21 protein-coding genes and 1 pseudogene are annotated in these 21,343 nt (G+C 35.9%); 17 read left to right on the top strand and 5 right to left on the bottom strand.

Going from position 1 to position 21,343, the window contains the following annotated elements; translation table 11 throughout:
- Position 1 precedes the first annotated feature (1 nt).
- Both CINF_RS05175 and CINF_RS05170 read right to left on the bottom strand, forming a co-directional pair.
- The gene (locus CINF_RS05175) at positions 2-259 is read right to left on the bottom strand and encodes a hypothetical protein (RefSeq protein WP_178695352.1); all 258 of its coding nucleotides are present in this window, start codon (positions 257-259) and stop codon (positions 2-4) included.
- A 19-nt stretch (positions 260-278) separates the two neighbouring features.
- Entirely contained in the window at positions 279-512 is a 234-nt protein-coding gene (locus tag CINF_RS05170; protein ID WP_178695351.1) for a hypothetical protein, read from the bottom strand.
- Between the two features lie 139 nt (positions 513-651).
- On the opposite strand from CINF_RS05170, the gene CINF_RS05165 reads away from it, so the two are divergent.
- Positions 652-1,164, top strand: coding sequence for an HIT family protein (locus CINF_RS05165; protein ID WP_178695350.1), 513 nt, complete (start codon positions 652-654; stop codon positions 1,162-1,164).
- Between the two features lie 8 nt (positions 1,165-1,172).
- Here the strand turns inward: CINF_RS05165 and CINF_RS05160 are convergent, their stop codons facing one another.
- The gene (locus tag CINF_RS05160; RefSeq protein ID WP_179974740.1) at positions 1,173-1,745 is read right to left on the bottom strand and encodes a class II aldolase and adducin N-terminal domain-containing protein; all 573 of its coding nucleotides are present in this window, start codon (positions 1,743-1,745) and stop codon (positions 1,173-1,175) included.
- 59 nt (positions 1,746-1,804) lie between these two features.
- On the opposite strand from CINF_RS05160, the gene rsmH reads away from it, so the two are divergent.
- Together rsmH and CINF_RS05150 are read left to right on the top strand one after the other, a co-directional pair.
- Positions 1,805-2,803, top strand: coding sequence for a 16S rRNA (cytosine(1402)-N(4))-methyltransferase RsmH (rsmH, locus tag CINF_RS05155; protein ID WP_179974739.1), 999 nt, complete (start codon positions 1,805-1,807; stop codon positions 2,801-2,803).
- Positions 2,804-2,811: 8 nt separating this feature from the next.
- Positions 2,812-3,072: a hypothetical protein gene (locus CINF_RS05150; protein ID WP_178695347.1), complete on the top strand. Its 261-nt coding sequence runs from the start codon at positions 2,812-2,814 to the stop codon at positions 3,070-3,072.
- Positions 3,073-3,134: 62 nt separating this feature from the next.
- Here CINF_RS05150 and CINF_RS09170 read toward each other — a convergent pair whose 3' ends face one another.
- Positions 3,135-3,725: a methyl-accepting chemotaxis protein gene (locus tag CINF_RS09170; RefSeq protein ID WP_420808773.1), complete on the bottom strand. Its 591-nt coding sequence runs from the start codon at positions 3,723-3,725 to the stop codon at positions 3,135-3,137.
- Positions 3,726-4,271: 546 nt separating this feature from the next.
- A pseudogene (locus tag CINF_RS09165) lies at positions 4,272-5,084 on the bottom strand (Cache 3/Cache 2 fusion domain-containing protein); the annotation flags it as partial.
- Between the two features lie 270 nt (positions 5,085-5,354).
- On the opposite strand from CINF_RS09165, the gene CINF_RS05140 reads away from it, so the two are divergent.
- From CINF_RS05140 to CINF_RS05075, 14 genes are all read left to right on the top strand, one after another.
- On the top strand, positions 5,355-5,753 hold the full coding sequence (locus CINF_RS05140; RefSeq protein WP_179974737.1) for a CoA-binding protein: 399 nt from the start codon (positions 5,355-5,357) through the stop codon (positions 5,751-5,753).
- Entirely contained in the window at positions 5,754-6,965 is a 1,212-nt protein-coding gene (gene ilvA / locus CINF_RS05135; RefSeq protein ID WP_179974736.1) for a threonine ammonia-lyase, read from the top strand.
- A gap of 50 nt (positions 6,966-7,015) precedes the next feature.
- Complete coding sequence (locus tag CINF_RS05130) at positions 7,016-8,938, top strand: transglycosylase domain-containing protein (protein WP_179974735.1); 1,923 nt, start codon at positions 7,016-7,018, stop codon at positions 8,936-8,938.
- 61 nt (positions 8,939-8,999) lie between these two features.
- Positions 9,000-10,262, top strand: a complete 1,263-nt coding sequence (locus CINF_RS05125) for a folylpolyglutamate synthase/dihydrofolate synthase family protein (RefSeq protein WP_179974734.1) — start codon at positions 9,000-9,002, stop codon at positions 10,260-10,262.
- Entirely contained in the window at positions 10,243-11,121 is an 879-nt protein-coding gene (locus CINF_RS05120) for a M23 family metallopeptidase (protein ID WP_179974733.1), read from the top strand. Before CINF_RS05125 ends, CINF_RS05120 begins: the two co-directional genes overlap by 20 nt.
- The gene (locus CINF_RS05115; protein ID WP_179974732.1) at positions 11,070-11,477 is read left to right on the top strand and encodes a bactofilin family protein; all 408 of its coding nucleotides are present in this window, start codon (positions 11,070-11,072) and stop codon (positions 11,475-11,477) included. Before CINF_RS05120 ends, CINF_RS05115 begins: the two co-directional genes overlap by 52 nt.
- A 1-nt stretch (position 11,478) precedes the next feature.
- Complete coding sequence (gene mfd, locus CINF_RS05110; protein WP_179974731.1) at positions 11,479-14,607, top strand: transcription-repair coupling factor; 3,129 nt, start codon at positions 11,479-11,481, stop codon at positions 14,605-14,607.
- Positions 14,604-15,329: a putative metalloprotease CJM1_0395 family protein gene (locus CINF_RS05105; RefSeq protein WP_179974730.1), complete on the top strand. Its 726-nt coding sequence runs from the start codon at positions 14,604-14,606 to the stop codon at positions 15,327-15,329. Before mfd ends, CINF_RS05105 begins: the two co-directional genes overlap by 4 nt.
- Before the next feature lie 10 nt (positions 15,330-15,339).
- Entirely contained in the window at positions 15,340-16,098 is a 759-nt protein-coding gene (locus CINF_RS05100) for a DUF815 domain-containing protein (RefSeq protein ID WP_179974729.1), read from the top strand.
- Positions 16,091-16,750: a 3-methyladenine DNA glycosylase gene (locus CINF_RS05095; RefSeq protein ID WP_179974728.1), complete on the top strand. Its 660-nt coding sequence runs from the start codon at positions 16,091-16,093 to the stop codon at positions 16,748-16,750. The genes CINF_RS05100 and CINF_RS05095 overlap by 8 nt, the downstream gene beginning before the upstream one ends.
- 64 nt (positions 16,751-16,814) lie before the next feature.
- A complete protein-coding gene (locus tag CINF_RS05090) occupies positions 16,815-17,222 on the top strand; it encodes a YgiW/YdeI family stress tolerance OB fold protein (RefSeq protein ID WP_179974727.1) in 408 nt (135 codons plus the stop codon).
- Between the two features lie 216 nt (positions 17,223-17,438).
- Positions 17,439-19,316 carry a molecular chaperone HtpG gene (gene htpG, locus CINF_RS05085; RefSeq protein WP_179974726.1) on the top strand — a complete coding sequence of 626 codons (1,878 nt, stop codon included), beginning with the start codon at positions 17,439-17,441 and terminating at the stop codon, positions 19,314-19,316.
- A gap of 236 nt (positions 19,317-19,552) precedes the next feature.
- Positions 19,553-20,776 (top strand): sodium/glutamate symporter, encoded by a 1,224-nt coding sequence (gene gltS, locus CINF_RS05080; protein WP_178695333.1) that lies wholly within the window; start codon positions 19,553-19,555, stop codon positions 20,774-20,776.
- Between the two features lie 147 nt (positions 20,777-20,923).
- Positions 20,924-21,337, top strand: a complete 414-nt coding sequence (locus CINF_RS05075) for a DUF1924 domain-containing protein (RefSeq protein ID WP_179974725.1) — start codon at positions 20,924-20,926, stop codon at positions 21,335-21,337.
- Positions 21,338-21,343 lie beyond the last annotated feature (6 nt).

Here is a 21,343-nt window from a genome sequence, read left to right as displayed (position 1 = left end):
TTTACTCCTTATATTTACCATCTAATGACTGAGCAATAGAGCCTATATTGCCCAAAAGTGAGTTTATGCGCGTTTCTTGCTCATAATATTCATGGCATTTTTGCATAAAAGCATGCAATAAATCCTTTACCTCAAATTGCTTTTTGCCATCTAATAATCGCTCTAAATCACGCTCAAACGCCTCAGCAAAGCTATCATCTAGTTTAACTGTGTAGTCTTTATTAGCTTTAGCTGTTATGCTTAGGACTATTTCTGTCATTGTATTATCCTAAAATGGCTTAGGCTTTTCCTAATACCGCTTCTACTTGTCTTAATAAATCATCGCTTTGTGTGTTGTGTTTGTTTAATTCTTCTTCAAGGCGAGTGATTTGAGCGCTTTTTGCCTCATTTTGAGCTTTTGCGCTAACTAATTCATTGCGTAAGGTTTCGTTATCTTCGCAGATTTCTTCATATTTTTGCATTAGTTCTTGGACTTTTGCGGCTAGATTATTTAATACTTTTTCGTCAAACATAAAAAGACCTTTATTTGTGAGATTGAAAATCGGCGCTTATTCTAGCATAAAATTTTGCTATTTTTACTGAAAATTTTTAAAATTAGCCAATAAGTATTTTTTTGTGTATAATTTGCGCTTTTAATTTGAAGGAATTTAAATGAGTTTAAAGCATTTACACGCACCTTGGCGCAAGCAATATTTTACCGATAAAAAGCAACATTGCGTATTTTGCGCTATGTCTAAAAGTTTTGATGATGCAAAAATGCAAGCAAAAAACGATGATGAAAATTTTATTTTATTTCGTGCTAAGCATTGCTTTGGGGTAATGAATCTTTACCCTTATGTGCTTGGGGAATTTATGGTTATACCTTATTTGCACACAGATAATATAGAAAATTTAGATGAAAAAATTTGGTTTGAGATGAGTTATTTTGTGCGTTTTGGCACTGGTATTTTAAAAAGCGCGTTAAATGCTGGTGGCGTAAATATCGGTATGAATCTAGGCGCAGCAGCTGGGGCTGGGATAGCTGAGCACATTCATTATCATTTAGTCCCGCGATATGCGCGCGATACAAATTTTATTACCACAATAGCAAGTTCGCGCGTCCATGGCGCGCCATTTATGGATGAGTATTTAAAACTTAAAGATGCTTTTAATAGTGTAATTTAAAATTTAGCTTAAAACATTTTTGCTAGGCTTAGTAATTTACAACTATGCTCCATAATAGATACGATTTTTACTAATTCGTGTAAATCCCTGCTATAAACATAAATCCCCCTAGCGCGCACAAGCATTATATTTGTGTTTTTTTCTAGCATATAGCGTGGTATTTCAGATGGAGCGCGCTCACCCCAATCCTCAAAACGCCCGCCATCATAAACAAAAATATTATCAATTAAAGTTTTCCCCAAATAATCTTGTGGTTCAAAATTTTTATGCTCCAAGCTATACGCACATAAATACGGCGGCACGCAAAAAGCGCAGTATTTCGCCTCTATAATGCTTTTAAAAATGCCAAAATGCACATCAGCATCGCTGCTAGCGTCTTTCCAGCGATAATCTTTTGAGCCACTAAGCAAAACAAAATCATCATCACTTAATCTATCAAAAACAGCCTGAGCGCGATTGATGATGAATTTATTATGCTCAATTTTCATAGAGATTGAACCGCTAAAAAGCCCAAAAAAGTTTTTTTTAAACATCGAAGCGCTTATGTTTTTTAGCTCGTTTTTGGCGTGTTGGAGATTCATTTTTGGCCTTAGAAAAAATTTAGCGTGCGATTATAGCAAAAATGTGCTATTATTAGCGTATGAAGCCGTTGCATATTCCTGTTTTATTAGATGAGGTTCTTACAGCCTTTAATAGCGCAAATAATGAGTATTTAACAAAAGCCAAGATTAAAAGCGGGCAAATTAAAATTTCAAATACTCAAAATTTACAAAAAATCCCAGCTTTTATTGATTGCACGCTAGGATATGGCGGGCATTCTAGCGCGATTTTAGAGCATTTTAAAGGCGCAAAGCTAATAGCTTGTGATCAAGATGAAAATGCTTATAATCACGCTTTAATAAAATTTAGCCACGAGCTTGCTAGCGGGCAAATGAGCGTTTATAATTGTAATTTTAGCGATATTTTTAAGCATATTGATTTAGAAAAGATTGAGATTAAGGGCGTTTTAGCCGATATTGGCATTAGTTCGCCACAAATTGATATAAATGAGCGCGGTTTTAGCCTAAACTCACAAAATTTAGATATGCGAATGAGCGCAAAAAATCCACTAAATGCGCAAATTATTTTAAACGAATACCCAAAAAACGAGCTTTGCCGTGTGTTAAAAGATTATGGGCAATTACCAAATGCTAGCTTTTTGGCTGATAAAATTATTAGCACAAGGGCAAAACAGCGCATTATCTCAGCCCAAGATCTTAGCGATATTATCGGCTCTGCCAAGCTTCGTGGGCGCGATATTAGCCTTATGCGCCTTGTGATGCAAGCATTAAGGATTGAGGTAAATGATGAACTTTTTGTGCTTAGAGAGCTTTTGGATAATTTAGAGAGATTAAAGCCATCAAAATGCGTGGTGTGCGTGATTTGCTTTCATTCGCTTGAAGATAAGATTGTAAAAGAGCGTTTTAAAATTTGGAGCAAAAATTGTATTTGTAATGAGCGCGCTTTGCGCTGTCAATGCGGTAATAACCACGCATTAGGACAAATTTTAAATAAAAAGCCTATTGTTTCAAGCCCTGCGCAAATAAAAGCAAACCCCAGGGCAAGTTGTGCTAAAATGCGCGTTTTTGAGTTTAATTAAGGCAAAAAATGAAAAAAGAAAAGCCTACAAAAAAGCAAAAAGCACAAAATTTAAGCCTTAGATCCTTATTGATTGCTTATGCGATGGTGGCTTTGGTGCTTGTTTTAGCCTTGCCAAAAATACAATTAAGCAATGAAATTTACTACACAAGCCGCGAAATATCCACGCTTAGAGAGCAATTAAATGTGCTTAAAGAAGAAAATCGCGCCCTAAAAAACAAATTAGAACAAATTAGATATAAAAATCAAATAATCGATAATATGAATTAGCGCAGGTTAAAATTTAGCGTTAATGCGCTAAATTTTAAAATTTTTATTGCTCATATTCTTATTTAAAATTTTTTATTGCTCACATCTTCTTTAATGCGCCCTGAAATCTCTACTATATCACGGCTGATTGTGCGCGATTTATAGGCGATTTGGATTGTTTTTGATGTGCTTTGCTCTAAGGCGGTAACGGCTTGATTTATTATAGAAATTGCCTTGTCTTGCTCGCCTATGCTTTTGCTGGTTTCTTCTATGCTTGCTACTAAGAGATTGATATTTGCTTCTACATCACCTAGGCTTGCGCTGGTGCGCTCTGCAAGAGAGCGGATTTCATCAGCAACTACGGCAAATCCGCGCCCATGCACGCCAGCTCTTGCAGCTTCTATGCTTGCATTTAGCGATAATAAATTAGTTTGATCTGCTATTTCATCAATTGTGGCAATTACGCTTTTAATTTGCGCGCTTTGTCCTACCACATCGCCTGTGCGCGTGGCTGCTTGGCGCACAGAGGCATTCATAATTTTAAGCGCATCGGCTGTTTGTTTAATGGATTGTGCTTGTTCGTTTGAATCTTCTAAAAGCTCGATTACTACATTATTTAAGATATTTGATGTTTCGTCTAATTTGGCTGCGTTGCTAAAAGAATCTTTTAGCATTTTGCGGATTTGCGCGCCTAGGACATTTATTGTGCTTTCTATATCGCCTGCTGGTTTTTGTATGCTTGTATTAAAGCAAAGCGCGCGGTATGAATCAAAAACCCGCCTTAGCTCATTTAAATCAGCCCCGATTTTGCTTTGTAAATCAGCTAGCATATTATTTAGCATTTTGGCTAGCTCGGCAAGCTCTGGGTTTTGGGCTGTTTGGGTGATTCTAGCACTTAAATCGCCACTTTCTACTAATTTTGCCACTTTTATAGCGCTAGTAAGTGTGGCTTTATCAGCATCTAGGCTAATTTGTGTTTTTTTAATGCTTTCATTTATGGATGCTGTTATTTTGCCTATGTCGTCCATTTTGCGAATTTTAATCGGGTGCGGTGGTATCGGGCTATCGTGGTTGATGTAAGCAAAAAATCCTTGTAAGAGTTTATTTAATTTATCTATTCTGCGCATTACCATGGTTTTTATGGAGGCTGAGGATACTATCAATAAACTAAGCACAAGTAAAATCGTTGTTAGGGTGATATAGCCTGAGATTTGGTTATTTGCTGCGGTGAAGTCGTTTTCTCTTGCTTCAAGGATTATAAAAACTCTAAGAACTGGGTTATAATCAACTATGGCGCGGTAATTATAGCCATCTTGTTTTTGGTATTCAAATGAACCTTTTTTAAGATTGGTAAAATATTCATAATCGCTTGGCCTGCCTTTATAGCCAAACATAAAGCGATCATTTTGAGCATCTATTAAGAAAATTTTACCAACTTCACCTATATTTAGCGCGTCCATTTCTTCGCCTAAAATTTCATAAATTTCGCTTAAATCGTGGCTTACTACATAAGCGCCTATTACATTTTTATCTTTATCAAGTATTGGTTTGTAGGCGTTTAAATAATCTATGCCATCGATGTATTGGCTAAAATAATAAGCACGCGGGATTTTGGCTGTTAGCTTTTGATAGGCTGGGTTTTCATCTCCAAAAACTTCGCCCAAATGCCTGCTTTTATCGCTGTATTTAGCGCCTGCGATGCGCACAAATTTTTTATATTCATTTAAAGAAAAAATGCTTACTAAATGTCCAGTGTCGCCATTAAATTCATCAATTATATTATTATCGCTCATTGAGGTATTATTTGCTAGGATATCAGCTGCTTGGATTGTGCCTATATTTAAAATTTCACCTTTGCTAAATGTGTTTTTGGTTATTTGGCCGTGGTGGTTTATTAGGTATTGTTTAAAAAGCTCGGCTGTGCCATCAGATATTTGCGTGATTTGCTCTACCATCACGGCATAATTTGCTTCAAGCACTTTGGAGAATTGTTTTAGGTTATTTTCTAGTTGAACTTGGCTAGTCTCGTTCATTTTATAATTTATAAAAAAAATCAAAGGCAAAAACACAATAAGCGAGCTAATAACTTGAATAAAAGTAAATTTTTTTGTTACTGATAACTTACCCCAAATTTCATACATTAAAGCGACCTTAAAAAATTTTGTGATTATAACTAAAATTTTTGCTTAAATCCTAATTGATTTACAGCCTAAAAGCTACTAGCAAAAATAGTGCCATTTTAAAATTTATAAAGTTTTAAATGTTTTTGGTTAAAATCGCCAGATTTTTTTCAAAGAGCCAAAATGCAAGATGATAGATTTAAAATTTTAAAAAGTATGAAAAATATAGCTGTGATTGGTTTTAGCCCTGATGCTAGCAAGGATAGCTTTAAGGTGGGCAATTTTTTGATAAATCGCGGTTATAATGTGTTTGCCGTGTATCCAAGAAGTTTTAAAATAGCTAATAAACAAAGCGTAAAAAATATAAATGATATAAGTGCTAGCATTGATACAGCCGTGGTTTTTAGAAAAAGCGAAGCATTGAATGAAGTTTTTGATGAGATAATGCAAAAGGGCGTTAAAAATTTATGGCTACAATTAGGCATTAAAAATGACGAAATAGCCAAAAAAGCACGCGAAAATGGGCTAAATTTTACCCAAGATGCTTGTGTAATGATAGAACTTTTAAATAAGGATAAATAAATGGTAAGCTTGCATAAAATAGTTCAAGCAAAAAGGCAAATAGAAGCCTTTGTATCGCATACGCCGTGTGTGCTTTCTACGCGCATTAGCACAAGAACTGATGCTTTGGTGTATTTAAAAAAAGAAAACCTACAAATAACTGGTGCTTATAAAGTGCGCGGCGCCTTTAATAAAATCGCAAATTTAAGCAGCGAACAAAAACAAAAAGGCGTTGTAGCAGCAAGTGCTGGCAATCACGCACAAGGCGTGGCTATTAGTGCGGGGCATTTTGGGATTAAGGCTAGTATTATAATGCCAGAGGCTGCGCCTCTTTCAAAAGTAGCAGGCACAAAGGCTCTTGGGGCTTGCGTGATATTAAAGGGTAATAATTTTGACGAGGCTTATGAGTATGCCTTAGAATATGCAAAAGAGCATAATATGACCTTTATTCATCCTTTTGATGATGAATTAGTCCAAGCAGGTCAAGGCACGATAGCTATTGAAATGCTAGATGAAATACCAGATTTGGATTATATAGTGGTGCCAGTTGGCGGTGGCGGGCTAATAAGCGGTGTGGCAAGTTATGCAAAACAATTAAACCCAAATATAAAAATAATAGGCGTAAGCGCAAAAGGCGCGCCAGCAATGTATGAAAGCTTTAAAGCGCGCTCTAAGCATAATTCTAGCTTTGTTCGCACCATAGCCGATGGCATAGCAGTGCGCGATGCTAGCGATATAACACTAGCGCATATTTTAGAATGCGTTGATGAAATGGTTCAAGTTAGCGATGATGAGATAGCAAATGCGATTTTGTATTTATTGGAGAGTCAAAAAATTGTCGTTGAAGGTGCTGGGGCTGTGGGTGTAGCGGCTCTTTTTGAAAAGCGTTTTAACTATGAAAAAGGCGCAAAAATCGGCATAGTTTTAAGCGGTGGCAATATAGATGTGCAAATGTTAAATGTGATAATAGAAAAAGGCTTAATCCGCTCAGCTAGAAAAATGATAATTCATGTAACCTTAATAGACAAGCCAGGCGCACTTACTGGCTTAACCCAAGTGCTAGCAAGCACCGGAGCTAATATAGTAAAGATTGATTATGATAGATTTTCAACTAAATTAAGCTATGGCGATGCGATGATTACCATCACCCTTGAAACAAAAGGCGAAGAGCATCAAAGCGCGGTATGTTCGGCATTAAATACTAATGGCTATAAATTTAGCCAAGAGTTTTAATTAAAATTTGCTATTAAATTTATGCTTTTACTTATTTAAAAAGGTAAAAATTGAGATATTTATTAGGTTTTATTGTAGCTGTTGTGCTTTCTGGTGTTTTGTGGCTTAGTTTTTTTTATTCAGAGCTAAGGGTGGATTTAGATCATGTAATAGATTATAAACCAAAATTAAGCACTGAATTTTATGATGTAAATGGTGAATTAGTGGCTAATATTTTTGATGGGCAAAATCGCAAATATGCGCACTACAACGAAATCCCGCCACGAATGATAGAGGCTTTGATAGCTGTTGAAGATACCGCGTTTTTTGAGCATGATGGGGTAAATTTAGAAGCGATTTTTCGCGCGGTAATTAAAGATATTCAATCAATGTCGCTAAAAGAAGGCGCAAGCACAATAACCCAGCAACTAATAAAAAACATGGTCTTAACGCGCGAGAGAAAATTTAGCCGAAAATTAAAAGAGGTGATTTTAGCCTACCAAATCGAAAAAAAGCTAAATAAAGAGCAAATTTTAGAGCGTTATTTAAATGAGGTTTATTTAGGGCATGGATATTATGGCGTAAAAACAGCAGCGCAAGGATATTTTAAAAAAAGCCTAGACGCTTTGAGCTTAAAAGAAATTGCCATTTTAGTAGGTTTGCCAAAGGCGCCGAGCAACTATGATCCTACAAGGCATTTGGATTTATCCATCGCTCGCGCAAATGCTGTAATAACGCGCCTAAAAGATCTTGGCTGGATAAGCAAAGATGAATACATAAGCGCAATTAATGAATTGCCAGTAGTTTATGATGAAACGCTAACGCAAAATAAAGCGCCTTATGTAATAGATGAAGCTATCAAACAACTAAGCACAATCTACCCTGATATTAAAAGTGGCGGATATAAGGTTAATTTAACGATTGATTTGCGCTTACAAAATGTGGCTCAAAATGCCTTACAAATGGGATATGATGAAATTTTAAAACGAGATAATAACGCAAGCACGGATAAATTAAATGGCGCAATCTTAGTAACAAATCCACAAAATGGGCAAATTTTAGCTATGCTTGGCGGGATTGATTATGCTAAAAGCAATTATAACCGCGTAACACAAAGCACAAGGCAGCCAGGTTCGAGCTTTAAGCCCTTTGTGTATCAAATCGCGCTAAACTCAGGCTATTCACCAGCAAGCAAAGTAGCTGATGTGGCGATGGCTTTTGATGGAGTAGGCGATGATAAAAAGGCTTGGAAGCCAAAAAATTATGCTAAGGATTTTGCAGGGTTTATTAGCCTAAAAGAAGCATTAACCAAATCGCGCAATCTTGCTACTATTAGCCTTTTAGTCGATGTTGGCTTTGATAATGTGTGGAAAAAATTAGGGGAGTTTGGCTTTAAGAATATACCGCCAAATCTTTCTATTGCGCTTGGTAGTTTTGGGATTAGTATGATTGATTATAGCGAGCTTTATAGCGTTTTTGCAGGACTTGGGCGTATTTCAAAGCCGTATTTAATAAATCAAATCACAGATCGCTACGGGCAAAGTAAGGAATTTAAGCCAAGTTTTCGCGAGATTGAGCCAGCTAAGCAAGCGTATTTAATGATAGATATGATGCGCTCAGTAGTTACTAGTGGCACAGCGCGGCGAGCAAGGATTGAGGGCGTAGAAGTAGCTGGTAAAACCGGCACCACAAACAATAACATAGACGCTTGGTTTTGTGGTTTTACGCCTGATATGCAAGCAATAATCTGGTATGGCAATGATGATAACACGCCAATGCGTAAAATTGAAGGTGGCGGATTAACAGCAGCGCCTGTTTTTGCGGCATTTGGGCGGGAGTATTTTAAAATTTACCCTGATGCTAAAAAAGAGTTTGATGTGCCTAGTGGAGTTGAAAGCGATGATGGCGTGTTGCATACGAATATTTCGCGCTTACCATCAAATAAAACAGACAACGCCTTACAAACGCAAGAAGAAGAGGGCTTGATTTTTTGATCTTGTTTATAATAAGGCGCATTTTTAAAATTTCATTTAATTAAAATCAAAAAGAAAATAAATGGACTTAAAGCAATTTTTATCTTTTAAACCATCGTATTATAAAAATATCGATTACGCGCGTTTTCCTAATGCGTATAATGCTATAAAATCTTATATAAATATGCCAAAAATCATTCATATAGTTGGCACAAACGCAAAAGGTAGCACAGGGCGTTTTTTAGCACTTATTTTGCGTGCAAATGGACGCAAAGTAGGCCATTATACAAGCCCGCATATTTTTGATTTTAATGAGAGATTTTGGCTTGATGGTAAAAATGTAGATGATAAAATGTTACAAAATGCGCACGAGATGATTATTTCGTGTTTTGAGCGCGCAAATGCAAAAGAGTTTATAAGCGCGCTTAGTTATTTTGAATGGGCAAGCTTGCTTGCTGCTTGGCTTTTTAAGGATTGTGATGAGGTTATAATAGAAGCTGGTATGGGCGGAGAACACGATGCTACAAATGTTTTTAGCAAAAAGCTTAGCATTTTTACGCCTATTGGGATAGATCATGTGGCTATGCTTGGTGATAGTTTAGAGCAAATCGCCCTTACAAAGCTAAACGCAATGAGCGCGCACACCATACTTTGCACTCAAAATGCCAAAAATCCATTAATCTATAATATAGCAAAAAGCATAGCCGCCAAAAACAACACAAAACTTGAAATAGCAAATTCTAATAGAGCAAACAAAGCAAGCAGAACTTATGCTAGAAAATATCAAGGTTTTTTAAGAAATAATTTTTATTTGGCTTATTTTGCAGCCAAAAAACTTGGCGCAAATTTTAATAAACAAATTTTAAATAAAATGCAAAGTTTTGATTTAAAAGGTAGGTTTTGGCATATTCAAAAAAATCTAATAATTGATGTAGGTCATAATGAGCACGCCGCTTGTGCGTTAAGAAAAAATTTAGAAAATTTAAGAAAAAAGTTAAGGGTTAAAAAAGCAATTTTAATTTATAATTGTTTTTTTGATAAAGATATTAAGGCTGTGCTAAGCACGCTAAAACCTTGCTTTGATGAAATTTTAGTGTATGAGTATGATAGCAAAGAAAGGGCCTTAGCTAAGGATGAAATTAAAAAAAATTGTGAAATTTTAAAGATAAATTGTCGCAATTTTTTATATTCTGATATGCAAAAAATAAAAAATCATATTTTTGAAAAAAGCATAAAATCAAAGCTAAAAAAAGCTAGAAATTTTAAAATTTTATATGTTGTTTTTGGTTCGTTTATGCTTGCAAATGCGTTTTTAAGGGATTTTAATGGGACTTCACAAAAATAGATTTATGATAACTATTACGGATTTAAATGGTTCGCGTAATTTTGTTTTAAGTCAAGTGGTAAAAAATTTCGCAATGTATGTGCTGATGTTTTTTATAATGTTGATTGTTTTAACCGTGCTTTATGTAAATTATCTAAAAGACATTTCAAAAGAGCTAACAAGCGTCCAAGAAACGCTCCAAGAAGAAAACAACGCCCTAATAGAAGCAAAAAAACAAAGCCAAATGGAGCTTGAAGCTATTGAGGGCAAGATTAGCGAATTAGAAGAACAATTTAATATAGATGGCAATGTAAGCGAATGGGATTTAACCAAAAGAATACAAAGCGTAGCACTAACAGGCGCGCAAGAAAGATTTATTTTTACACAAATCCCAAATGGCGATCCTACAAATGGGCAAGGGCGTTTTACTAGCAGTTATGGCTCGCGCATGCATCCTGTGCTTAAATACATGCAATTTCACACTGGAACAGATTATGCTATGCCAATAGGTTCGCCTGTATATGCCACGGCTGATGGCGTAATACAATCAACCGGTAAAACCGCAGGATATGGCAATATGGTAGAAATTCGCCATAATTACGGATTTAGCACAAGATACGGGCATTTAACAGCAAAATTTCCCGTAAAAGTGGGCGATTTTGTTAAAAAAGGCGATCTTGTAGCATATAGTGGTAATTCAGGGCGTTCTACTGGCCCGCATTTACATTATGAGGTGCGCTTTGTTCAAAAGCCACTAAATCCTGTAAATTTTATAAACTGGGATAGCACAAACTACAATGAAATATTTCAAAAAGAAGGAGCAATCCAATGGCAATCTTTAATAAATCTGCTAACAACACAAACAGACAAAGCTCAATAGTAGCAACAGGCGCACAAATTAACGGCGATCTAAGCCTAACATCTATGATTTATGTAGATGGTCAAATCCAAGGCTCTATAAACTCAACCGATAGCGTAATAATCGGCAAAAATGGCTGTATCAAAGGCGATGTGATCGCCAAACGTGTGGTAATAAATGGGAGATTAGAGGGCAATGTGGATGCTGATTTGGTAGAAATTTTAAAAGATGCTGTGTTTGAGGGCGATATGAATGTGGCTGATTTGGTGTGCGAGCCAGGCGGACGCTTGATAGGTAGCTGTTCTTATAAAGAGCAAAAAAATAAAATCAATGAATTATCAGGGATTACATTAGAGTATTTACCTAACTCAAAATAAAATGCAAGCTAGGATCTATGAATATTTAAGCGCTTTTAATGAAAAATTAAAAGAGTTTTTGCCAGAAATTATTATTTTTAATGATAATAAAGAAGTAGCCCTTGGCAAAGATGCGGCCATTTATGCGGGCTTTGAATGCTTTTGTTTGCCTGAGTTTATAGCCAAAAGAGGCGATGATTTACGCTCGTTTTCAAGCGAATTATTTAAAATTAGCGAGGTTTTAGGTGCGTTTTATAAAAGCAAAAATCCTAAAAAGCTGATTTTATCGCCTTTTAATACCTTGCTTCATACCTTACCCACAAAAGATCACCTACAAGGCATCACACTTAAAAAAAAGCAAAAAATAATCAATTCTTGCCTAAAAGATGAGCTTATGCTACTTGGTTATAATTTAGTAGATATAGTCCAAGATAAAGGCGAGGCGCGCATTAGCGGTGAAATTATCGATATTTTTAGCATTGATAGCCAAAGGCCGGTTAGAATTTTGCTTGATTTTGATGAGATTGAAAGCATTAAAATTTTTGATGAAGCCACGCAAAAAGCTAGCACAGATGAGCTTGATTTTGCTTATATCGCGCCATTTTTAGCTAGATTAAATCAGGCTGAGTTTGAGCAAGTAAATAGCCAAATAAACGCACTTAGTAGTGATGCTTTGATTAAAGATTTACATTCTTTTGGCTTTTGGTATATTAGCGGGTTTAAGGATTATTTAAGTGAATTTTCTTTTGTTTTTGCTAGTGAGTGCGATTTTGCTTTATTAGATGAATATGGCATAGATATTCAAAATTTCGCCCTTAATCTAGCTAGCAATAATAAAAAGCTAAATGGGGCGCACTTAGAGCTAAAAAGCCTAGATTTAAATCAAAATTTCACCACCAACACACCAGAAAATTTAAAATTTAATCAACAAATTTTAAGCGATTTAAAATTTCCCCTAATCACTCAGCCAAAAATTTATAAAGATTTACAAACAACGCCAACGCAAAGCTTTTTTGCCTTTCATAATGATAAAAATATTAAAATTTTAAGTTTAAATGAAAGTTCGTTTAGGGCGTTAAATTTAAGCGAATACAAAAACATAAAATTAGAGCTAAGCCCTTTAATTTTAAATCTTATAAGTAGCGATGAAATCATCATCTCGCTAAATCAGCCCTTAGCAAAACGGCGCATAAAAAAAGCAAGTATTATTATAAATGAGCTAAATGCTGGGGATTTTGTAGTTCATGAGCATTATGGTATAGGCAAATTTGCTGGCTTAGAGCTTACGCGCGTGCTAGGCGTGCAAAAAGAATGCGTGGTGATAAATTATGCTGGCGGGGATAGATTGCTTTTGCCTGTGGAGCATTTGGGGCTAATTGAGCGCTACATTGCAAGTAGCGGTGCTGTGGTAAATGTGGATAAATTAGGCAAGGCAAGCTTTATAAAACTTAAAGAAAAGGTGCGAGAAAAGCTTTTTGCCATAGCAAATGCCATCATCGCCTTAGCAGCTAAGCGCGAGCTAATAAGCGCGCCAAAGCTAAAACCTTGCGAGCTTTATGATAAGTTTGTGCTAGATGCTGGCTTTATTTACACCCAAGATCAGCAAAATGCCATAGAGGCGATTTTAGCCGATTTAGCAAGCGGGCGCGCTATGGATAGATTGCTTAGTGGTGATGTGGGTTTTGGCAAAACAGAAGTGGCGATGAATGCTTTGTTTGTGTGCGCGCGCGCTGGGTATCAGGGCTTATTTTTTGTGCCTACTACCTTGCTTTGTGCTCAGCATTTTGCTAGCTTAAAGGCTAGATTTGCGCCTTTTAATATTGAAATTTACCGCCTTGATAGATTTAGCCAGCCAAAACAAAAAGCACAAATTAAAGCAAAACTTGAAAATGGCGAAAATATCATAGTAATTGGCACGCACGCACTTTTGGGCATAAATCCATCTAAGCTTGGCTTAATCATCATTGATGAAGAGCATAAATTTGGCGTTAAGCAAAAAGAAAAATTAAAACAATTATGCGAACATTCCCATATCCTTGCGATGTCGGCTACGCCTATACCAAGAAGCTTGAATATGGCGCTTTCGCAAGTTAAAGGATATAGCATTTTAAGCACGCCACCAGCTAGTAGGCTAGATGTGCGAACCTTTGTTAAAAAATACGATGAAATTTTAATAAAAGAAGCCATTATGCGAGAGCTTAGGCGTAAGGGACAGCTGTTTTTTGTGCATAATTTAATAGCTGATTTAGAGCGCGTTAAAGCAGATCTTAAAGCCATCGTGCCAAATATTCGCATTTTGTGCTTGCATGGCAAGATGGATGCTAAGAGCGTAGAAGATGAAATGATAAAATTTGCTAATTTAGAATATGATATTTTATTAAGCACTAGCATAGTAGAAAGTGGCATACATTTGCCAAATGTCAATACAATCTTAGTAGATAATGCGGCGCGCTTTGGCATAGCGGATTTACACCAGTTGCGCGGTCGCGTAGGCAGGGGAGAAAAACAGGGGTATTGTTATTTTTTAGTAGGTGAAAATGAAAATTTAAGCGATGAAGCCAAAAAGCGTTTAATTGCGCTTGAAAGTAATTCATTTTTAGGTTCTGGCGCGCTTTTGGCTTATCATGATTTAGAAATTAGAGGCGGGGGCAATTTATTGGGTCAAGCACAAAGCGGGCATATTGAGGCTATTGGATATAGTTTGTATTTAAAAATGCTTGAAAGCGAGATAAATCGTTGTTTGAGTATTAAAAACGCTAGCTGCTATGAGGATGAAAATTCACAAAATAATGTAGATTTACGCCTTAGCATAAATGCTTTTATAAATAGCGAGCTAGTTAGTAGTGATAGGGTGCGCTTAGAGCTTTACCGCAGGCTTAGTAAATGCGAAAATAGTGCTAGTGTGTATGAAATAGGCGCAGAAATCGAAGAACGCTTTGGCAGGCTTGATGTTTATACTAAGCAATTTTTAGATTTGATGGTAATTAAAATTTTAGCATCACTAAAAGGCTATAAAGCCATAAGTAACCACACCTCAACCATCGCCCTTACGCCAAATAAAGGCGAAAAAATCATAATAAAATCAAAAAGTTTTGATGATGACGATATACTAGATACAATTTTAAAATTTCTACGCAAGGGGGATAAATGAATATTTCTAACATAAACGCAGGCTACGCACAGGCTTTATATCAGCAACAAAACGCCCAAAATGAGCAAAACCAAAATCCTAACAGTGATAACCAAAACGCCATAGGTAACGAAAATGAAATTAATCAAACAGCCATCACCAGCACTGAGAATTCTCAAAACTCAGGCAACAGCACAAACAAAGACGACAATAAACAAAACCCACAAAATTTAAACGAACAAGAAAAACGCCAAGTCCAAGAGCTTCAAGCCACAGATGCTAATGTGCGCGCACACGAAGCCGCCCATAAAGCAGCTGGTGGCAATTTAGCAGGCTCGGCTAGCTACACCTATGAGCGTGGCCCAGATAATAAAATGTATGCCGTAGCTGGCGAGGTTAGTATTGCAATAGGTGGTGGCAATAGCCCAGAAGAAAAGCTCTCCCGCGCCCAACAAGTGCGCCGTGCAGCTCTTGCCCCAAGCGATCCAAGCCCACAGGATTTAAAAGTAGCTGCCCAAGCCATTTCTATGGAAATGGATGCAAGAGCCGAGCTAGCCCAAAAAAGCCAAGAAGAAAATGCTAAAAAAAGCGAAAATGATTCAAACGATAATCAAAACACAAGCACTCAAAATGAATACTACAAAGCGCCAAATGATGAAATTTCTAATAACGAAAGCACAAAAGCTCTAATCCTTACGAAAAAAGCGCTACAAAGCAAAATAAAGAACAAGATAATAATATAGGTATGTTTTGATGAAAATAAATTGGCAAAATACAAAAGCAGCGATAATGCGAAACTCCAAACTAAAAGCAGTAGAAAATATTGCTTTTACGCATTTAGACGATCTTTATGGCTTAAACACGCAAAAAAACGAACTTTTAGCAAATACCATAAAATTTATCAAAAACGGCGCAAATAACGCTAACCACGCACTTTTATGGGGCGAAATGGGTTGTGGTAAGTCAAGTTTGGTTAGGGCGGTATTTTGTAAATTTATGAATGAAAATTTACGCTTAATTGAGCTTGGCAAAGAAGAGTTAAAAAACTTACACAAGGTGCTAAAAGCTGCCAAAAAAGCACCAAATTATCGCTTTATTGTTTTTTGTGATGATTTTAGTTTTGAGCTAGGCGATAAGGGCATTAGCCAGATTAAAAGATTGCTTGAAGGTAGCATTGAAGCTAGCCCTGAAAATGTATTATTTTACGCTACGACAAATCGCAAGCACATAATTAAGCAAGAGCCAAATAGCGATGATTACATCACGATGCGAGAAAATAGCCGCGAGAGTTTAAGCCTAGCTGATAGATTTGGCTTGCATTTAAGTTTTTATGAGCTTGAAATGAATGAATATTTAAATATAATAGATAATTTATTTAATATTAAAATTTTAAATGCACAGAAAATAAAAAAATTGCATAATGAAAGTATGAATTACGCAAGCATTAAAGGCATTCGCTCAGCGCGCACTGCAATGCAATTTTATAAAGCAAATAAGGATAAAAATGACTAGTTCTGATCTTTATTTTTGCCTTGAACGCTCAATAAATTTTAATGAGATTGCCCCGCTTAATTGGTGGCCAAATTATGGTTCGTTTTGGATTGTGGTTGAGAGTATTTTAGGGCAAAACACAAAATACGAAAATGTGAAAAAAGCCACGCAAAATTTACAAAATGCTAATATAACAAATCTTAGCGATGTAGCAAAACTCGAAGTTAGCGAGCTTGCAAGGCTAATTAAACCAAGCGGATTTTATAACACCAAGGCAAAAAGATTAAGTCTGTTGTGTAAAAATATTTTAAATAAGTTTGGCAATTTTGAAAATTTTAAAGAAAATGTTAGCAAAGAGTGGCTTTTATCTCAAAATGGCTTAGGTTTTGAGAGCGTTTATAGCATACTTTGCTATGCTTGCGAGCGCGAATATATGGTGGTTGATAAATACACGGCTGTGCTTTTGGGATTTTTGGGCTATGAGTTTGATGATTATGAAAGCACAAGAGAATGGCTTGAGGAGATAAGCGAGGTTCAAAGTAAATATCCACAAATTAGCCTTGCGATGCTTTTAGCGCGCTATCACGGGCTAATAGTTGAGTTTTGTAAGGCGCATTTAAGAAAAAATGAGTTTAGCGTTCAAGCACAAGAAATTTTAAAAAACTTGCTTTAATTTTCACAAAAGCTTAACAAAACTCCGTTAAAATGGCGCTTACAATTCAATAAAAGGGGTAACAATGAAAAAAGTTCTTATTAGTAGTGTTTTAGCACTTGCTTTGGCTGGTTCGCTAAATGCAGCTGGCGGTTTTAACGCAGGCACAAACGCAAACGCAAACGCAAATGTAAATGCGAATATGGGCGGATTTACAGGTCCTGGCGCAGTTGCTGTAAATACAGTCCAAGGCGCGCTAAATGCTTATGATGATACAATAGTAACGCTAACTGGCAAAATCACTCGCCAAGTAGCACACGAAAAATACGAATTTAGCGATAACACAGGCACAATCATCATAGAAATAGACGATGATGAATGGTATGGGGTTCAAGCTGGCCCAAATGATACCGTCCAAATCCGTGGCGAAGTAGATAGCGATACTTTTAGGCGTAATGAAATTGATGTAAAATTTATTACAATAGTAAAATAATTTAAACTAATTTTGCGTGTTTTACTTAAAATTTTAAGTAAAACACGATCTTATCAAATTATAATTTTGCTTTAAAATTTGCTTATGCGCTTTTAAATATTATTAAAAATCTTTCAAATTTTAATTTAAGTTTTGTTTAAAATTTAGCAACTTAAAATTTTCTTTTAGTGTGTTATAATCAAGCTTTTTAAATTTTAAAATTTATAAAGGATAACTATGGCAAAACACGAATTTGGCGCACAAGTAGGCGATTTACTTAATCTAATGATTCATTCGCTGTATTCAAATAAAGAAATATTTTTGCGTGAGTTGGTATCAAATGCTAGCGATGCTCTTGATAAGCTAAATTATTTAAGCCTGACAAATGATGAATATAAAAGTATTTGCGATGGCTGGACGCCTAAAATTTGGCTTGAACTTGATAAAGATAAAAAAATTTTAAGCATTAGCGATAATGGCATAGGTATGGATGAAGCCGAGCTAATTGCTAATCTTGGCACTATCGCAAATAGCGGCACAAAGGGCTTTTTAAGCAAGCTTAGTGGTGATGCTAAAAAAGATGCTCAGTTGATTGGTCAATTTGGCGTGGGCTTTTATTCGGCCTTTATGGTAGCTGATAAAATTGAGGTAAAAAGCCTAAAAGCTGGCACAAATCAAGCTTTTTTATGGACTAGCGATACAAACGGCTATGAGATTAGCAAATGCCAAAAAGATAGTTTTGGCACGCAAATAATTTTGCATTTAAAAGATGATGAGTATTGTGAGAGTTTTCGCATAGATGGGATTATTAAAAAATATTCAAACCACATTTCATATCCTATTTTTATGGATATGGACGAATGGGTAGCTCCAAGCCAAGAAGAAAAAGAGGCTGGCAAAAATGAAGGGCATTATGAAAGCGTAAATAAGCAGTTAAATAAAGCTAGCGCGCTGTGGCAGTTAAATAAAGCTAGCTTAAAACAAAGCGATTATGATGAGTTTTACAAACAAATCAGCCACGATAGCGCAGAGCCACTGATGCATATTCACACAAAAGCTGAGGGCAAAATAGAATACACCACGCTTTTTTATATCCCAAGTAATGAGCCTTTTGATTTATTTAGAATGGATTATGAAAGTGGCGTAAAATTATATGTAAAGCGCGTGTTTATTACAGATGATGCAAAAGAGCTTTTGCCAAGTTATTTGCGTTTTGTGCGCGGAATTATGGATGTTGAAGATTTGCCTTTAAATGTTAGTAGAGAAATTTTACAAGAAAATCGCATTCTTGCTAGCGTAAAAGATCAAAGCGTTAAAAAAATCCTTAGTGAGCTTGAAAAACTCCAAAAAAGCGATTTTGAAAAATACAAAAAATTCTTTAAACTATTTGGCAAGGTTTTAAAAGAAGGGCTTTATGGTTTTGCTAGCAATAAAGATGAAATTTTAAAACTTTGCTTGTTTAAATCATCGCTAAATGACGAGCTAATCACGCTTAGCCAATACAAAGAAAAGATGCAAGAAAATCAAAAAAGCATTTATTATATAAGCGGACAAAATGAAAATTTATTAAAAAACTCTCCATTGCTTGAAGGTTTTAAGGCTCAAAATATAAATGTGTTAATTTGTGATGAAGAAATCGATACTATTGTAATGCCGATGGTTAGCGAGTTTGATGGCACTTCTATAAAAAATATAAACTCAACTAGCACAGACGAAGAACTAAACACAAACAAAGATGAGAAAACAGCAGAAAATACCGAACTTAATGGCATTTTAGCTAAGATGAAAGAAATTTTAAAAGATGATGTAAAAGATGTGCGCATTTCATCAAGGCTAGCTGATTGGCCAGCTTGTATTGTTTTTGATAAAAACGACCCTGATTTTGCTATGCAATCAATGCTAAAACAAATGGGGCACGAAGCGCCAAAAATCAAGCCGATTTTAGAAATTAACGCTAAACACGAGCTTTTTGCTAAGTTAAAAGATAATGAATTACTGCTAAATGATATTACTAGTTTGCTTTTTGATAGCGCGCGTTTGGCTCTTGGTATGAATATAGAAGATGCCCCGCAATTTTGTAAAAGATTAAATAAAATTATGCTAAAAGCTCTTTAAAAATTTTATTATTTTAAAATTTTAATTTAATGCGTGGTAAATGGCGCGCATTAAAATTTTGAATATCTTAAAATTTTAACCCCTATTAAAATTTGGCGCGCATTAAATACGCGCGCTAGATAGTATTTTTAAACAAAGCATAAAAAATTCCTTAAATTTTATTAAATATTTATTTATCTTGCTGGAATTTAAGCACGCTAATGCTATAATCAAGGCATTTTATCAAAAGGAGAGCTATGCAAACGATTTCATTTGATTTCTATGCTACTTTTGTGCTGATGGCACTGGTTTTGTTGCTTGGTGGGTTTATAATTCGCAGAGTGCATTTTTTGCGTTTTTATAATATCCCTGAGGCTGTTGTAGGCGGACTTATCGCAGCAAGCGTGTTTTTAATATTTAGGCTTGTGGGCGATGTGGAGTTTAAGTTTGATGGCGGGCTAAAAGATCCGCTAATGCTTGCGTTTTTTACAAGTATAGGATTGATGGCTGATTTTGGCTCGCTTAAAAAAGGCGGTAAAAGGCTTTTTGTGTTTTTGGGCGTGATTTGTGTTATGTTAATTATCCAAAATGTCGCAGGCATAAGCGTGGCTAAATTAATGGGACAAGATGGATTGCTGGGGCTTTTATCAGGTTCTATTACAATGAGTGGCGGACACGGTACGGGCGCTGCGTGGGCTGTGGAGTTTAGCAAGGCTCCATATAATTTTAGCGGTGCGATGGAGGTTGCGATGGCTAGTGCTACTTTTGGGCTTGTTGTTGGTGGCATTATCGGAGGTCCCGTGGCAGCTTATCTTATTAAAAAGCACGCCTTAGTTAGCACGCAAGAAAAGCCAACCGCCTCAGTTGATAGTGCTACAAGCTTTGAACAAGCCGATATGGAGCGTAGAATTACGCAAAATACTTTTATTGAGAGTGTTTCGCTTATTGCAATTTGTCTTTTTGTTGGGTCGGGGTTAGCTGTTTGGGTTAAGAGCTTTGAGCTAAGCTGGACGCTGCCTACTTTTGTGTATTGCTTATTTTGTGGGGTGATTTTGCGTAATGTGCTTGGTGCGCTTAATATACACGAGGTTTTTGATAGAGAAGTAGCGATGATAGGTAATGTAAGCCTTGCTTTGTTTTTGGCTTTTTCGTTGATGAGTATAAATCTACTTCAATTAGCAAGCCTTGCTGTGCCGATTTTAGTAATTTTACTAGTTCAAAGCGTGATAATGATATTTTATGCGATTTTTGTAACATTTAAATTTTGTGGTAAGGATTATGATGCGGCTGTGCTTGCTGCTGGGCATTGTGGATTTGGGCTTGGGGCTACACCTACGGCGATGGTAAATATGCAAGCAGTTTGTAAAAACTACGGTATGAGTGCGATTGCCTTTATCATCGTGCCACTTTGTGGGGCATTTTTTATAGACATTGTAAATGCTGTGGTGATCCAAGGATTCGTGGCTCTTTTAGGGTATTAATTTAATAAAATTTTATGGTTTTGGCTAAGATTTTGGCCAAAACCTTTCTTTTTTAAAATTCCAAAATTTATACATTATATTTAAAATTTTAATTTCACATAAAATAAACATTTTCTTTTATAATTGGCGTTTTTTTAAGGGGGTAAGATGAAAAAAACTTTTATTGGGCTTTTGGGCGCTAGTATTTTATGCGGGGCAGAGTTTAATGCTCAAATGAGCGATTATATCGAAGAATTAAAACTACAAGCCAAAAGCGATAATGCAAATTTTGTAGATTTTAATGCTAAGCGTGGTGAGATAATTTTTAGCACTAAAAATATCGGTAAAGATGGGCAAAATATCTCTTGCCAAAGCTGTCATGGTGTGGATTTAAGCAAAGAACATCAAAATATTTTCACAAATAAAATAATTGCGCCACTTTCGCCCAGGGCAAATCCTGTAAGATTAAGCGATGTAAAAGAGGTAAAAAAATGGCTAAGGCGAAATTTTAAAGATGTGTATTTGCGCGAAGGCAGCGCGCTAGAAAAAGGCGATGTGCTTTATTATTTAATCAATCAATAAGGATAA

It is taken from the genome of Candidatus Campylobacter infans (genome assembly GCF_013416015.1).
GTDB classification, from domain to species: domain Bacteria; phylum Campylobacterota; class Campylobacteria; order Campylobacterales; family Campylobacteraceae; genus Campylobacter; species Campylobacter infans.
This window is presented reverse-complemented; position numbering and strand designations above follow the sequence as displayed.